This window comes from Variovorax sp. 679, from assembly GCF_003952185.1.
Taxonomy (GTDB): domain Bacteria; phylum Pseudomonadota; class Gammaproteobacteria; order Burkholderiales; family Burkholderiaceae_C; genus Variovorax.
On the sequence record NZ_RXFS01000041.1, the window covers coordinates 1 to 1,532 of the forward strand.

The 1,532-nt window shown below is 66.8% G+C and carries 1 protein-coding gene; it reads left to right on the forward strand.

The window, feature by feature from the left end; all coding sequences use genetic code 11:
* The coding region (locus tag EJO71_RS34205; RefSeq protein ID WP_137860909.1) for an RHS domain-containing protein at window positions 1-1,532 on the forward strand (1,532 nt) is incomplete at both ends.

Sequence of the window (1,532 nt, forward strand, 5' to 3'; positions counted from 1 at the left end):
AACGAGAACGGCAGCCGCTACGACTTCCGCTACGACCCCGTGGGCCGCCTGCTGGAGGAGACCGGCTTCGACCGCAAGACCACGCAGTACCTCCATGAAGAAACCACCGGCATCCTCGCCGAAGTGGTCGAGGCAGGCCATCGCACCGAACTCGAATTCGACCCGCTGGGCCGCCTGAGCGAACGCCGCGCCGGCGGGCAATCCGAACGCTTCGCCTACGACCGCAATGGCCGCCTGCTCGAAGCGACCAACAGCGACGCGCGCCTTCAGTGGTTCTACGACCCGGCCGGCAACCTGACGCGCGAACACCACCACTACCTGGAGCGCAAGCGCACGGCCGTCTGGCAGCACCGCTACGACGAACTCAACCAGCGCATCGCCACCGTGCGCCCCGACGGGCACGTCACCCAGTGGCTGACCTACGGCTCCGGTCATGTGCACGGGCTGATGCTCGACGGCCATGACATCCTGGGCTTCGAGCGAGACGACCTTCACCGCGAGATTGCGCGCGAGCAGGGCAACGGACTGAGCCAGCGGCAGAAGTACGACCCGGCCGGACGATTGCTCGAGCAGCAGATCTCGCGCATCAGGCCCGGCGCCATCGAGGCAGCGGGCATTCAGCGCAGCTACAGCTACGACAAGGCAGGCCAGTTGGTGGGCATCGGCGACAGTCGGCGCGGCAACCTGAGCTACCGCTATGACCCGGTGGGCCGCCTGCTCGAAGCCAACAGCCGCATCGGACGCGAGGCGTTCGCGTTCGATCCGGCCGGCAACATCGTCGACCCTCCGGCAGCCAGCGACCCGCTCAGGCACCCGGCCGGCAAGCTGCTGGACAACCTGCTGAAGAACTACGCCGGCACCAGCTACCGCTACGACGAGCGCGGCAACATGACGGAGCGGGTGCACAACGGCTGGCGCACCGTCTTCGCCTGGGACGGCTTCAACCGCATGACGGCGGCGACCGATCAGAGTGGCATCACCACCACCTTCAGCTACGACGCGCTGGGGCGGCGCCTCTCCAAGAGTTCGGGCGAGACCACCACGCTGTTCGGCTGGGACGGCGACGTGCTCGCCTTCGAGAGCACGCAGAGCAGGTCAGCGATCGAGGAGGGCGGCGAGCACGGCTGGAGCGTGCACTACGTCCACGAGGCGAACTCGTTCGTGCCGCTGGTGCAGGTGCGCCGTGCGAGCGCGATGGTGCTGAGCGAGACGACGGATGCGAAGGCGTTGATGGAGGCCAACGGAGGCGTCTATGACATCGAGCAGGACCCGTTGTGGAACGGCGAGCAGAGGCATGCGCCTCGAGCGTTCGACAGGAAGGAGATGGCGTTCTACCAGTGCGATCACCTGGGTACGCCGCAGGAGCTGACGGACCATGAAGGCAGTGTGGCGTGGTCGGCGCAGTACAAGGCGTGGGGAGAGGCGCGGGAGGCGATCAGCGAGGCCGGGAGAAGGGCGGGAATCAGGAACCCAATCCGGTTCCAGGGGCAGTACTGGGATGAGGAGACGGGGCTGCACTACAACCGGTATCG